We start from the raw sequence: 13,413 nt of genomic DNA on the forward strand, positions 1-13,413 counted from the left end.
TGCGCGCCCGCCGCGTAACCCGAGGGGGGGGGGGGGTTAGCGGCACAGGACGGTGCCCTCGTTCTCCTCGAGTTCGGTGAGCACCTCGGTGTCGCCGAGGACGTAAGCGACCACGGCCGCCTCTCCGTTCGTCCACTCGTCGCGGTGCGCCGCCCAGCCGTCGGCGCGCACGGTGCGGGCCTTGGCGAGCAGGTCGGCGCGCAGGGCATCGCGGTCGGCGTCGCTGGGCTTGCGCGGTTTACCCCAGGTGATCTTGTTCGCGTCCGGCATGTCGCGTCCTCTCACTGGTGAATGCCACCCGGTCACGCATGACTGTCGCAGATCGGTGCGCGAGGACCGCTCACCGCCCTGCTGTACGGGCAGGCCGGTGGGCTCGGCCGTGGCTACCCGGCGCGCAGGAACCGGCCGGTGCGCTCGGTGCCGAGCACAGGATCCTTGACGCCGGCGCCGAACACGTACCGACCGCCGACGAACACCGCTGTGACGGTCTCGTCGTTGCGGTTGACCATGCGCGGGAGGTTGTCGAACTCCGGAATCGGGTTCTCCGCGTAGGCGTCGAGGGTGTCGTCGAGGTGGGCCGGGTCGATGACGACGGCGGCGGCGCGGTCACCGACGCGCAGGTGACCGGCGTCGATGCCGTACCAGTCGGCGAGTTCGCCGGTGATCCGGTGCACCGCGTGCTCGATCGTCATGAACGGGGTACCGGCGCGTTCGGCGTCGGCGACCCGCCGCAGCAGGCGCAGGCCGAAGTTGTAGAAGGCCATATTGCGCAGGTGCGCACCGGCATCGGAGAAGCCGAGCTGGACGCCGGGATCGGCGGCGAGGACGTTGAGCACCTCTTGCCGATGATTGGAGATGGTGGTGCGCCAGCGCAGTTTCGCGCCGTGTTCGACGACCAGGTCGAGGAAGGCGTCGACCGGGTGCAGACCGCCCCGATCGAGGCCGACCTGGCCGAAGGTCTTACCGATCACGGTGGGGTCGGGGCAGGCGACGATGTCGGCGTCGAAGAAGTCGCGGTGCCACACGCGCGGGCCGTACTTCTGGTCGTAGTCCTTGCGGAACGCGCGCCGGTACTGCTCGTCCTGCATGAGGTGGCGCTGCTCGTCGATGTGGTTCGCCAGGTGCAGAGCCGCTGCGCCGGAACCGAATTCCTCGAAGATCGGCAGGTCGATGCCGTCGGAGTAGACCTCGAACGGCACCGGCAGATGCTGCCAGCGGAAGTTCCCCCGCAGGGCGTTGACGGCACGGGCCAGCAGCGGAAACACCTTGGCCACACCGGGAATCGCCTTGATGTCGGCCGCGGAGAGCAGACTCACCTTGAGCGGCTCGCGCCACAGGCCGATGCTGCTGGCCGCCATCGCCAGCATCGTGTCGGCCCGGTTGACGTCGGGTCCGCCCTGGAGCGCGCGACCGCGCGTGCGCAGGATCGTGGTGAGCGTGCGGCGTTCGGCCCTGGTCGAATACGTCGACGGCAGGGTGCGGGACCGGCACAGCTCACCGTCGAGCTTGTCGAACAGCAGCCGCTGCGAGGACATGCCGACGAACCCGGCGTCGAGCGCCTCGGTGAGTTTGGCCGCCATCGCGGCGAGTTCGGCCGCCGTCGGCGCGACGTCCTTGCGGGTGGCCCGGTCCAGGCCCATCACCGCGGACCTGATGTCGGAGTGCCCGATGAAGCCGGCCACATTGGGACCCAGTGGCAACGTGTCGAGCGCGGCGGCGTACTCGGCCGCGGAGTGCCAGCTCTTGCTCTGCTCGACCGCGCGGACGACGTGGGCGCGAGGGATCGCCTCGACGCGACCGAACAGGTCACCGGCGATCTCCCCGTCGACATGCACGGTCGACAGCGAGCAGGACCCGAGCAGCACGGTCGTGACGCCGTGACGCACCGATTCCGACAGCGACGGATCGAGCAGCACCTCGACGTCGTAGTGGGTGTGGATGTCGACCATGCCCGGCACGACCCACTTGCCGGTGGCGTCGACGACCCGGGGGCAGCCGGTCTCGTCGAGCGGTGTCGCCGAGATCTCGGCGACCTTGCCGTCCTTGATGCCGAGATGACGAATCGCGGAGGCCGCGCCGGTGCCGTCGAACCAGCGGCCGCCTTTGATGATGCTGTCGAACATTCCGCAACCCCTTTACAGCGCGAGATCGCGCCGCGTGACCTTCCCTGTCGCGTTGCGCGGCAAGGCATCTGACGTGATCCGCCAGCGGGCGGGCACCTTGAAGTACGCGAGCCGCGCGGCGACGAAGGCCCGCAGTTCCTCCGGGTCCACCGCACCCGGCTCGGCGACCACCACGGCCGCCACTTCCTGGCCGAGGTCGGAATGCGCGACCCCGAACACCGCGCATTCGGCGACCGCGGGGTGCTCGCACAGCACGTTCTCGATCTCGGTGGGGTACACGTTCTCCCCGCCGCGCAGGATCAGGTCGGTGCGCCTGCCCGACACGGTGAGCCTGCCATCGCGCAGGGTGCCGAAATCGCCGGAGCGCAACCAGCGTTCGTCGTCGATGGCGGACTTGGTGGCCGCCTCGTCGTTCCAGTAGCCGAGCATGACGTAGGGGCTGCGGATGCAGATCTCGCCCTCCTCGCCGTCCGGCACGGCGTTGCCGTCGGCGTCGCGGATCTCCACTGCCACACCGAAGATCGGCCTGCCGACGGAGGCGTCGTCGGCAATGAGGTCCAGCGGGGTGGCGACCGTCGCCGCGGTGCCGCTCTCGGTGAGTCCGTAGCTGGTGGTCAGGGCGAACTGCAGGGACGGGATCTTCGCGCGCAGACTGGCCAGCAGCGCGGGTGAGGACGGCGCCGAGTTGAGGGAGAGCGCGGCCAGCGAGGACAGATCATGCTGGGCGACATCGTGTTCCAGCAGCCGGGCGGCCATGGTCGGCACCGCGGCCCAGTTGGTGACCCGCTCACGTTCGACCAGGCTCAGCACCCGGCCGACCTCGAACCCGCCGTGCGGGAACACCACGGTGGCGCCGGTCAGCAGTCGCGGGACGACGAGGTTGTGCAGGCTGGCTATGTGGAACAGCGGTGCGGTGACCAGATACCGGCGATCGCTCGGCGCGTCGCTGGGTGGCTGTCCCGCGAACGCGGCGAGCATGGCATCGGTGAAATGGTGATAGTCGCTGACCGCCACCATGTTCCGCTGCGAATGCACCACACCCTTGGGCCTGCCGCTGGTCCCACTGGTGTAGAGGATCACGGCCGGGTCGTCTTCCTCGACCGGCGTCGCGGGGATTTCGCCACCGCCGAACTCGGCGATCAGGGCGGGCAGATCCGTCTCCATGGTGAGCACCGGAATGTCGGTGTCGGGCACCAGCGCGGCCCTTTTCGCGTCAGCGATCAGCACGGTGGGCGTGGCGTGCTCGAGTCCGTAGGCGATCTCCGGCGGCGCCCACCAGGCGTTGTAGCCGACCGGGATCGCGCCGAGGCACTGGGCGGCCCAGAACGCGATCACCCAGTCCGGGCCGTTGGCGGCCAGGATGCCGACGCGGTCGCCCTTGCCGACACCGTGGCGGCGGGCCAGCGCGGTGGCCAGCGCGCCGGCGGCCGCGGCGTGCTCGGCGAAGGAGATCCGGCGGTCCTCGGTGACGAGGTAGTCGCCCTCGCCCCAGGTCAGCGAGTGCTCGAGGAGTTCGCGCAGGCTGCGGCGGCGGTGCGCCAGCACCGGGATCGGCACGCCGAGAACGGGTTCGGCGGTCAGTTCGAACGGCGCGCCGGGCGCGGTGAGGCCCGCGGCGACCTTGGCCACGAATTCCTGCGGGTCTACGGCATCGGACATGTTCTTCTCCATCAGGGAATCAGGACGGCGCGACCACGGATCGCGCCGGAGTCGAGTCGGTCGAAGGCGGTGCGTGCGTCGGCGAGGTCGAAGCGTTCGATCTCGGCGCGGACCTTGCCCGCGGCGGCCAGTGCCACCGCGTCGAGCAGGTCGGTTCTGGTGCCGCCGTAGGACTTCCGTACCGTGGCGCCCCACGGCAGGCCGGGTCCGCCCGCCGGACCGGAGTCGATGCCGGGCACGCCGCCCGCCAGTCCGACCATTCGGTAGGCACCGTTGGGCGCGACGGTTTCGACGGCGAGTTTCGCGGTGGCGTCGGCGCCGACGAAGTCGAAGACCGCCTCGGCGCCGCGGCCGCCGGTGAGTTCGAGGATGGTGGCCGCGGTGTCGTCACCGGCTGTCAGCGCGATATCGGCTCCGCAGGCGGTGGCGAGGGCGAGCTTGTCGGCGTCCACGTCGACGGCGATGACCCTGGTCTCCGTCATCGCCTTCAGCAGCTGTACCGCGACGTGCCCCAGGCCGCCGATACCGATGGCGACGGCGGTGGCGCCCGGCCACAGCTGATCCAGCGCGCCGCGGATGGCGTGCATCGGAGTGAGCGCGGCGTCGGCCAGCGGTGCGGCCTGCGCGAAGTCCATGTCGCCGATGGGCACGAAAGAACGCGCGGGGATCCGGACGTACTCGGCCATGCCGCCGTCGGGGCCGAGCCCGGGACACGGCGGCATCGCCGTGCGACCCGCCGCCAGACAGACATTCTCGTTGCCGCGCAAGCACTCCCGGCATTCACCGCACGACCAGCACAGGTACACGATCCCGCGCTCGCCGGCGCTGCGCCCAGCCACCTGCGTGCCGACCGCCTCGATGGTGCCCGCGATCTCGTGGCCCAGGGTGAGTGGCTTGTCGCTCATCGGGAACGGCAGGCTCAGCACGAACGAATCCGAGTGGCAGATCCCGGCGGCGCCGACCCGCAACAGCAGATCGTCCGGGCCGATATCGGGCACGGGCACCGTCCGCAGTTCCAGGGTGCCCGGCGCGGTCAGCTGCATCGCACGCATGGTCATCGGGTCGCTCCGTCGAAGGTGGCCTTCAGGTACCGGTCGCAGCGGTCGGAGCCGATCAGGCCCGTCGCCATCCGATTCATGGTGTAGGCGAAGGTGATCCGGCGATCCAGGTCGTTGACGACCATCGAGCCGCCGTAGCCCGCCCACCAGCAGACCCGGCCGTCGGGGATGTGCGGGAAGGTCTGCGGCCGGGGCAGGCCGTAGCCGATGCCGAACCGCAGCGGGGTCAGCAGCGCCAGGTCGACGCCGTCGGCCTGCTCACGGAAGATCAGGTCGATCGTCGCGGGCGAGAGGAACCGTCTGCCGCTGAGCTCGCCGCCGTTGGCGATCAGCGACTGGATCCGGGCCACCGAGCGTGCGTTGCCGTGGCCGTTGGTCCCGCCGATCTCGGCTTCACGCCAGGCCGGTGTCGCGGTCTCGGTGACTTCGAGCCAGGGACTGGTGAGCGTCTTGATGAGCACGCTGTCCTGGTCGAGGGTCGACAGATCGAACTCGGGCAGTTCCGGCGGGACCAGGGTGGCGATCCGGTCGGCGTGCTCGGGTCCGGTACCGATGTGGAAATCGGCCCCGAGCGGGCCCGCCAGTTCCTCGGCGAAGAACCGGCCGAGCGAACGGCCGGTGATGCGGCGTACCAGTTCACCGATCAGATGGCCGTAGTTGATGGCGTGATAGCCCGAGGCGGTACCGGGCTCCCACCAGGGCGCCTGGGTCGCCAGCCGGGCCGCGGCTTCCTCGTGGTCGTAGATGTCGGACAGCGCGATCGGTTTGTCCCAGCCGGAGACGCCCGAGGTGTGCGAGAGCAGCTGCCTGACCAGGATGTCGGCCTTGCCGTTGGCCGCGAACTCGGGCCAGTAGTGGGCAACGCGCTGGTCGACGTCGAGGTCGCCGCGGTCGACCAGCAGCAAAGCGCACAGTGCCGTCATCGTCTTGGTCACCGAGAAGACGTTGACCAGGGTGTCGGCGGCCCACGGGGTGGTCTGCGCCGGATCGGCGTACCCGCCCCACAGATCGAGCACCGGATCGCCGTCCACGGTGACGCACAGTGCCGCACCCAGTTCGGCGCCGGAGGCGAGTTGGTCATCGAATGCGGCACGCACACCGGCGAATTCGTCCAGACAGAAACCCGAGGAGATTCCGCTCATCACACCACCCCCGCCGTCGCGCGCGCGGGCACCGGCAGGCTGTTGCCCGTGGCGGCGGCCCGTTTCGCGCCCCGTTCCAGCTCCCTGGTCATCGAGCGTACGTACGGCTCGAACTCGGTCTGGATGGTGTGGCGCGGCGAATCGTAATAGCGCCCGGCACGTTTGGCCTCCTGCTCGCCGAGCACCTGATCCATCTGCTCGAGGGGGGGCAGGTGATAGCGGCCGGTCAGGTAGGCGGCGACCAGCTTGCTCTGCTGCTCGGCGAAATTGACCAGCGTCGGCATCGGCTGGGCCAGGCCGAGATAGAACAGGTTGTCCACGCCGGGCTTGACCATCATCTGGAACAGCGGGAACCGGTTGGCCGCGTCGGGCGCCAGCTCCGGGTCGGTGAAGAACGGGAAGCTGATGTGGTAGCCGGTGGCGCACACGATCACGTCGACCCGCTCGCTGCTGCCGTCGGCGAAATGCACTGTGTCGCCGTCCAACCGGGTGATGGCGGGCTTGCACTCCACGTCACCGCAGCCAGCACGGTGCAGGAATTCCTCACTCGCCGACGGATGCGCTTCGAACGGCTCGTGATCGGGCGCGGGCAGGCCGTAGTTCCGCATGTCGCCGCGGTTCTTCCGCACGAATCGCTGCTTGAGCTTGAGCGCGACCTTCGGGGGAATCCAGGAGGGCATCGAACGGCGGTCACCCACTTGGCCGTTCACGTATTTGGGCAGCACCCAGACACCGCGCCGGGCCGAGACGAACAGCTTCGACGCGAGGAAGCGCTGGGACAGTTCGGAGGCGATGTCGAGGCCCGAGTTGCCCATGCCGACCACCACGATCCGTTTGCCGCGCATATCGATCGGGTCGAACGGATCGTTGTAGGCGTGGCTGTGCATCAGCACGCCGTCGAACTCGCCCGGGTAGTCGGGGAATCGGGGATTCCAGTGATGGCCGTTGCAGACGATCAGCGCGTCGTAGACCTCGGTGTCACCCGCCGCCGTCGTCACCCGCCACAGGCCCGCGTCGTCGCGCTCGGCGGCGGTGACCAGGCTGTTGAACCTGATCCGGTCACGCAGGCCGAAGTGGTCGACGTAGTCCTTGAAGTACCGCAGCAGCTGGGAATGGTGCGGGAAGTGCGGCCAGTCCTCGGGAGCGGGGAAGTCCTCGAATTGCAGGCGGTACTTCGAGGTGTCGATGTGCAGGCTCTGATAGCAGGCCGACATCTCGTTGGGGTTCTTGTAGTACCAATTGCCGCCCACCTCGTCGGAGGCTTCGTAGCAGTCGAACGGAATGCCGTACTCGGCAAGCCTTTTGGCGACGGTGATACCCGAAGGTCCGGCGCCGATGACGCACACCCTGGGCAATTCGCGTGTATCCATGCACAACTCCTGAGCGGCCTCGGTCACCGATGACCATGCCGCGTGACGTGGAACACACGATAGCGCTTCACTGGACATCATGTCTAGTGAATGAGCTGATCGTCTAGGATGAGCCCATGACGTCCGAACCCGCCCGCCGTGGATCGTTGCGTGAGGAGCAGAAACGCCTCACCAAGGCCAGGATCGTCGAGACCGCGCGCACTCTGTTCGAGACCCAGGGTTATTCCGATGTCCGCGTCGACGACATCGTCGCCGCCGTCGGGTGCAGCCGGGCGACGTTCTACCTGCACTTCACCAGCAAGGGCGAGGTGCTGCGGGCGATCGCCAACGAGGGCACGCTGACCAGCGTCCGGGAGTTCTACGCCGACCTCGACCGGGTGCTCACCACAGGTTCCCGGGAAGCGTTCGAGGAGTGGATGACCCGGGCGATCTACTGGTTTCTCGTGAACAAGGACATGCTCCCGGCGTGGGACGAGGCCACCGCGGTCGAACCGGAGTTCCGCGCGGTGGCACGCGAGGGCATCATGACACTGGCCGACAGCATGCCCGCCTACCTCGCCCGCTGGCCCGAACACCGCCGCGGCGAGGCGCGGCTGCGGATCGAACTGCTGGTCGCCCAGCTCGAGCGGTTCTTCACCCGGTGGGCCATGCAGGGCACCATCGACGTCACCGCCGACAAGGCCGCCACCGTCCTCACCGATGTCTGGTTTCCGGCGCTGCAAGCACCCGCAGACTAGCGCGCCGGCCAGCCACCGTTACTGCGCCGACCACCGCCACCACGATGCCGTTCATGAGGCATGCCTTTCGACAGTCGAGCCCGCGTCGACAGTCGAGCCCGCGCAGCACCGAACCCCACGCTAGAGCGCGGGTGGCGCCGCCGGTTCACCCGATTCGGGTGAGGCGTGTGGGGCCGGATCGGCGCACGATCACGCCATGGGATCAACACCTGCACTGGGACCGGTCGATTTCCTCGTCCTCACCTTCCCCGGTACCGCCGTCGACGAGACGGTTGCCGACGCGCTGGCCGAGGTCGTCGGGAAGGGCCTGGTAACCCTGCTGGATCTGATCGTGCTGACGATGGACGCCGCGGGGGCGGTCACCGAATCCGAGGTCGACGACGATCTGGCCGAGGTGGGTCTCACCGGCCTGACCGCGGCCGACATCGACCTGGTCAGCGACGCCGATGTGGACGTCGTGCGCACGTCGATGGTGCCGGGTAGCACGGCGGTGATCCTCGTCTTCGAACAGAGCTGGGCGGCGCGGCTGGCCACGGCGGTGCGCGACGCCGACGGCGAGGTCGCGTTGCACGTGCCGATACCGCGTGATGTCGTCGAATCCGCGGTGTCCGCCGCGGCGACGGGCTAGAGAGGAAAGCGACATGCCACTACGACGGGGCCGCATCGGGCGGCCCGGACTTCTCGGCACGATGGCACGGACCGCGGTCATCACCGGCACCGCCACCGCCCCGCCGGTCGACCTGGTCGGGAAGTTGAGGCAACTGAGCGAATTGCATTCGGCGGGTGCGCTCTCCGATGCCGAATTCGCGGCGGCCAAGAAGCAGCTGCTCGGCTGAGAACTCCCGCACGAAGCGCCCCCGGTATCGTCGACCGGGGGCGCTGATGGGGACTCCCGGCATCAAGGCGTCACGATGGCGAAGTCAGGGTCGGGGGCATCCAGGTAGCCGACCAGTTCGGCCAGTTTCGTGGCGTCACCGGCTACCGTGACACCGCCGTCGGCGATCAGCCGGCCCAGGTCAGCGCCGCCGATCAGGGCGGCGTGCAGATCCGCTCCGGTGAGGGTGAAGGTCGCGTCGGCGGGTCCGGCATCTCCCTCGACGTCGAAATGCACGAGCACGCCGTTGCGGAGCTGGGTGCGGTGGACGGTTCCGGTGTCCGCGAGCTTCCAGTCGAGGACGATGGTGGCCGACCAGGCGCGCGGACCGTCGACGCGCAACGCGATCGCGTCGAAGAGCTGCTCGACCGTCAGCGCCGCGCCGATATCCGGTGAGGAGGTCACCGTCGGGGTACCGACGCTTCCGTTGCGCAACTCGTAGGCGCCCATCAGGAAGAAGTTGCGCCAGGTGCCGTTCTCGGAACCGTAGCCGAGCTGCTCGAGCGTGTCGGCCTGCAATGCCTTGGCCTCGGCGTTGTCCGGCTCGGCGAAGATCACGTAGTTCAGCACCTGGGCCACCCAGCGGAAGTCGCCGTCGGCGTAGGACTTTCGGGCCTTGGCGACGACCTCGTCGGCGCCACCCATGAAATCGAGGTGGCGGAGGGCGGATTCGACCGGGGTGTGCTGCCACAGGTTCGCCGGATTGCCGTCGAACCAGCCCATATACCGCTGGTAGATCGCCTTCACGTTGTGGCTGACGGAGCCGTAGTAGCCGTGGGTCGACCACGAGTTCGCCAGGGCGGGCGGCAGTTCGATGGTCTCGGCGATCTCGATGCCGGTGGCGCCCTTGTTGAGTGCCCGCAGGGTCTGGTCGTGCAGGTAGCCGTAGAGGTCGCGCTGGACCGAGAGGTACTCGGTGAGCCGCTCGGTGTCCCAGGTCGGCCAGTGGTGCGAGGCGAACACGACGTCGGAGCGACCGGCGTAGCGGTTGATCGCCTCGGTGAGATATTTCGACCACACGTGCGGGTCACGCACCAGCGCGCCGCGCAAGGTGAGCAGGTTGTGCAAGGTGTGGGTGGCGTTCTCGGCCATGCACAGTGCTCGCCGGTCGGGAAAGTAGAAGTTCATCTCCGCGGGCGCCTCCGTGCCCGGCGTCATCTGGAATTCGATGGCTACCCCGTCGACGGTCACGGCCTGGCCGGTGTGCTCGATGGAGATCGTCGGCGTGATCAGCGTCGGCTGACCGAGCGAGGTCGTCGGCCCGAGACCGGCGCCGACCGAACCCAGCGGTCCGGTCGGCAGTGCCGCGCCGTACATGTAGGCCGCCCGGCGGGCCATCGCGGTGCCCGCGTACACGTTCTCCGCCACCGCGTGCTCGGCGAATCCCACCGGCGCGATGATCGGGCATCGACCGGCGTCGACATCGTCTTGCGTGGTCACGCCTTTGACGCCACCGAAGTGGTCGATGTGGGAGTGCGAGTAGATCACCCCGGTCACCGGGCGGTGACCGCGATGCTCGCGGTAGTGCGCCAGCCCCGCCGCGGCCGTCTCGAGCGAGATCAGCGGGTCGATCACGATCACGCCGGTGTCGCCCTCGACCAGGGTCATGTTCGACAGGTCGAGTCCGCGGATCTGGTAGATGCCGTCGGTGACCTCGTACAACCCTTGCATCGCGCACAATCTCGACTGCCGCCACAGGCTCGGATGCACCGTGGGCGGGCACTCGCCGTCGAGGAAGGCGAACGCCTCGCTGCTCCACACCACGTGCCCCGCGGCATCGCGCACCACTCCCGGAGTCAGCGCGGCGACGAATCCGCGTTCGGCGTCGGCGAAATCCTGTGCGTCGTCGAACGGTAACGTGCGCAAGGCCGTGTCGTTGCCTGCTTCGATGGTGGCCGAGGCATCCTGCTGAGTGGTCATCAGATCCCTTTCCGCGCGGAGACGTGCGACTCGCGCCGACCCGGCGCCGACCGGCACGGCGGTGACCGCCGGGCTGAGTCGAGTCGCTGCTCTCGCAGCATCACACCTGGCGACCGTCGCGCCCTCACCCGAACGGGGTGAACTTCGGCCGAATCGGCCGCACGGCTTCAGATCAGGCCGGCGCGGCGGGCGTTGGTGATGGCCTCGGCGCGGGCGTTGACGCCGAGTTTCTGGTAGATGCCGCGCAGGTGGGTCTTGACGGTGTTGACCGAGACGCCCATGTTCGCGGCGATGGTGGCCGCGGTCATGCCGGACGGGAGCTGGCGCAGGACAGCGAGTTCGGTGTCGGTGAGCTGGGGTGCGTCGGCGGCGGGCGCGCGGTGGGAGCGGACCAGGTCGACGAAGGCGTCGAAGCGGCCGAAGCGCCCGCCCAGCCGGTCCAGGACCTCGGCGGCGCCCGGCACATCGAGGAACGGGCGGATCAGCCGTTCCCCGCAGGCCAGCGAGAGCGCCTGCTCGAACGCGTCGTCGACCTTGCGCGGGCGATCGAGACGGTCGGCGGCGACACCGACCAGCAGCCAGGCCGCGACCAGCGATCGGGTGTTCAGTTGCGGCGGGCCGCCGAGCAGCGGCTCGAGCAGCGTCAGCGCCGCGGCGGGGCGATGGGTGTAGACGGCGAGGCCCGCGTCGGCGACGGCCGTCTGCGGGGTCGGGCCGAATACCCGGGTCGCGTGGTCGACCAGGTGCTGGGCGTCGGCCCTGGCTTGCAGGCGCAGCAGCAGCCACAGCACATCGGTGACCAGCGCCCCGATGCCGAACAATCCCGGGGCATCGTCGAGCAGCCGGTGCACCTGCTTGCACAGCGCGGTGGCGGCGGCCGCGCGGTCGGGTGCCGCGTCGAACATCAGCACGCCGGTCATGACCGCGGCCTGGCGCACCGGCGCGGGTGCGGTGGCCTCGACCAGCGGGCCGCCGGGCAGGCCGGGCAGTGGCGGCTCGACGGACTCGCCTTGCTGGTAGGCGCCGTAGGCCGCGATCACCCGGGCGAACGCGGCCTCGGGCGCGTGGGTGAGGTCGTAGCGGTCGGCGCAGTCGATCGCGGCGCCGGCCAGCGCGCGCAGCTCGCCGACCCTGCCCGCGTACCCCGCGGCGATGGCCGATGCCGTCCGCGCGCGCACCGCGACGCGGCCGAGTCCCGTTTCCTCGGCGTGCACGATCGCGTGCCGCAAAGCCGCTGTGCCGCTGTCGATCTCACCGCCGGAGATCTGCGCGGTGCCGCAGTGCATCGCCGCGTAGCAGTCGAGATCGGGCTGGCCGGTCACCGCGGGCAGCGGCCAGCTCATCGACGCCGAATCACCCACCAGGACAGCGACTCCCGCGCTGACGGCCCGGTCGAGCGCATCGGTCCACCCGACGGGTACCAGCCGCGAGACCTGCTCGGGCCCGACGTGGGCGGCTTCGAGATAGACCTCGGCGGTGGCGATCTCACCCGCCTCCACCGCGACGGCCGCGCGCAGCAGGCGCACGAAGGTGTCCTCGGACAGCTCGGGGACGTGCTCGAGTGCGGCGAGCAGCAGGTGCCCGGTGCCGTCGAGGACCATCCGCAGTCCCCAGTCCCGCAGGAACGGGACCAGGCCGGGCGCTCCCGGTTCGGCCAGGACGTGGTCGAGCGCGGGGCCGGGCATCGCCGCGGCGCCGAACCACTCGGCGACCCGGCGGTGCACGGCGGGCAGCCGGTCGGCCCTGGTGTGCGTCGCCTCGGCCAGCAGGTACGCGCGCAACAGCGGGTGGTAGGTGTGCCACAGCTCCCCCGCGTGCGCGACGGTGTGCATGGGGAAGTTGGCGCGCAGCAACTCGTCGACGATTCGCGCCGCGTTCTCCCCCGCCAGCTCCTCGGCCAGCGGCAGGCTGAAGCGGCTGGGAATCGCGGTGACGAGCAGGAATTCGAGGGTGCGGGCAGGCAGCGACTGCATCAGCTCGGCGACGAGGAAATCGGCGACCGCGTGCGAGGGCCTGGCCAGGGTGGTGAGCGCGGTGTCGCGGTCCTCGGCATTGGCGGCCAGGTAGATCGCCGCGATCCGCACCAGCGCGGCCCAGCCGCGGGTGAGGGTGTGCACCATGGCCAGTTCGGTGTCGTCGAGCCGGCAGCCGTGCTGGATGAACAGCTGGGCGATCCGCTCCGGTGACAACGTCAGTTCGGCGACGCCGATCCGGGTGAGCTTGCCCGCCAATTCCAGCGCGTGCCAGCGCAACGGCGGATCGAACCGGCCCGCGATCAGCACGGTGACCGTCGCGGGCAGGTGGGCGAGCAGGTATTCCAGGCCTGCCAGTTGCAGCGGGTCGGTGAGCAGGTGGGCGTCGTCGATGACCAGGACGGCGCGTTCGAGGGTGATCGTCATGGCGTCGACCAGGTCGGCCGCCTGGTCGACCGGGGTGCGCAGCGCACCGGCGGCGAACACACACGGCAAAGTGGAGTGTATAGTAGAGAGAGACGAGAGACGGGAAAAACACTACAATAAAAAACAACAAC

At 69.3% G+C, this 13,413-nt stretch carries 11 protein-coding genes; 3 read left to right on the forward strand and 8 right to left on the reverse strand.

Going from position 1 to position 13,413, the window contains the following annotated elements; translation table 11 throughout:
- Positions 1–36 precede the first annotated feature (36 nt).
- The 6 genes from ACFWPJ_RS10750 to ACFWPJ_RS10775 form a co-directional block, all read right to left on the reverse strand.
- The gene (locus ACFWPJ_RS10750) at positions 37–270 is read right to left on the reverse strand and encodes a hypothetical protein (RefSeq protein WP_378849582.1); all 234 of its coding nucleotides are present in this window, start codon (positions 268–270) and stop codon (positions 37–39) included.
- A gap of 113 nt (positions 271–383) precedes the next feature.
- Positions 384–2,123, reverse strand: a complete 1,740-nt coding sequence (locus ACFWPJ_RS10755; protein WP_378849584.1) for an amidohydrolase family protein — start codon at positions 2,121–2,123, stop codon at positions 384–386.
- 12 nt (positions 2,124–2,135) lie between these two features.
- Positions 2,136–3,782 (reverse strand): class I adenylate-forming enzyme family protein, encoded by a 1,647-nt coding sequence (locus ACFWPJ_RS10760; protein WP_378849585.1) that lies wholly within the window; start codon positions 3,780–3,782, stop codon positions 2,136–2,138.
- 11 nt (positions 3,783–3,793) lie between these two features.
- Positions 3,794–4,834, reverse strand: a complete 1,041-nt coding sequence (locus ACFWPJ_RS10765) for an NAD(P)-dependent alcohol dehydrogenase (protein ID WP_378849598.1) — start codon at positions 4,832–4,834, stop codon at positions 3,794–3,796.
- Positions 4,835–4,836: 2 nt separating this feature from the next.
- Positions 4,837–5,982, reverse strand: coding sequence for a serine hydrolase domain-containing protein (locus ACFWPJ_RS10770; RefSeq protein WP_378849587.1), 1,146 nt, complete (start codon positions 5,980–5,982; stop codon positions 4,837–4,839).
- Complete coding sequence (locus ACFWPJ_RS10775; protein ID WP_378849588.1) at positions 5,982–7,352, reverse strand: flavin-containing monooxygenase; 1,371 nt, start codon at positions 7,350–7,352, stop codon at positions 5,982–5,984. The genes ACFWPJ_RS10770 and ACFWPJ_RS10775 overlap by 1 nt, the downstream gene beginning before the upstream one ends.
- Before the next feature lie 116 nt (positions 7,353–7,468).
- Between ACFWPJ_RS10775 and ACFWPJ_RS10780 the strand changes: the two genes are divergently transcribed.
- The 3 genes from ACFWPJ_RS10780 to ACFWPJ_RS10790 all read left to right on the forward strand — a co-directional run bounded on the left by ACFWPJ_RS10780 (position 7,469) and on the right by ACFWPJ_RS10790 (position 8,925).
- Entirely contained in the window at positions 7,469–8,089 is a 621-nt protein-coding gene (locus ACFWPJ_RS10780; RefSeq protein WP_378849590.1) for a TetR/AcrR family transcriptional regulator, read from the forward strand.
- 196 nt (positions 8,090–8,285) lie between these two features.
- A complete protein-coding gene (locus ACFWPJ_RS10785; RefSeq protein ID WP_378849592.1) occupies positions 8,286–8,717 on the forward strand; it encodes a DUF6325 family protein in 432 nt (143 codons plus the stop codon).
- A 13-nt stretch (positions 8,718–8,730) separates the two neighbouring features.
- A complete protein-coding gene (locus ACFWPJ_RS10790) occupies positions 8,731–8,925 on the forward strand; it encodes an SHOCT domain-containing protein (protein WP_378849594.1) in 195 nt (64 codons plus the stop codon).
- Positions 8,926–8,987: 62 nt separating this feature from the next.
- On the opposite strand, the gene ACFWPJ_RS10795 is transcribed toward ACFWPJ_RS10790, so the two are convergent.
- On the reverse strand, positions 8,988–10,883 hold the full coding sequence (locus tag ACFWPJ_RS10795; protein ID WP_378849595.1) for an alkyl/aryl-sulfatase: 1,896 nt from the start codon (positions 10,881–10,883) through the stop codon (positions 8,988–8,990).
- Positions 10,884–11,050: 167 nt separating this feature from the next.
- Positions 11,051–13,342 carry a LuxR C-terminal-related transcriptional regulator gene (locus ACFWPJ_RS10800; RefSeq protein WP_378849596.1) on the reverse strand — a complete coding sequence of 764 codons (2,292 nt, stop codon included), beginning with the start codon at positions 13,340–13,342 and terminating at the stop codon, positions 11,051–11,053.
- Positions 13,343–13,413 lie beyond the last annotated feature (71 nt).

This window comes from Nocardia sp. NPDC058497 (assembly GCF_042720195.1).
Lineage (GTDB): Bacteria > Actinomycetota > Actinomycetes > Mycobacteriales > Mycobacteriaceae > Nocardia.